We start from the raw sequence: 270 nt of genomic DNA, 5'->3' as shown, positions 1-270 counted from the left end.
GGGTCGACCTGCCGTCCAGCACCTCACCCCGCCGGCCGTTCAACCGGAAATGCGGCACCTCCAGCCGCTCCGACAACTCAGCAACCTTCGCCTGCAACGGGCCGACGAAATCGGCATCCCACGACCCACCGAGAAGCGCCTTACCCGACGCCCGGCTCCGCACCGACACGAACAGACTGCTGGAGGACGGCTCGAAGACCACCGCACGCGGCGGCGGGTCGATCACCCGCCAGCCGGGCCCCAGCAACGCCACGGTGGTATGCGGCTGCT

1 protein-coding gene is annotated in these 270 nt (G+C 69.6%); it reads right to left on the bottom strand.

The window, feature by feature from the left end; translation table 11 throughout:
- Window positions 1-253, bottom strand: a 253-nt coding sequence (locus QSK31_RS48660; RefSeq protein WP_285692022.1) for a hypothetical protein, incomplete at its 3' end; no start/stop codon positions are given.
- Window positions 254-270: the final 17 nt, after the last annotated feature.

It is taken from the genome of Actinoplanes sp. NBRC 103695, from assembly GCF_030269485.1.
Lineage (GTDB): Bacteria > Actinomycetota > Actinomycetes > Mycobacteriales > Micromonosporaceae > Actinoplanes.
This window is presented reverse-complemented; position numbering and strand designations above follow the sequence as displayed.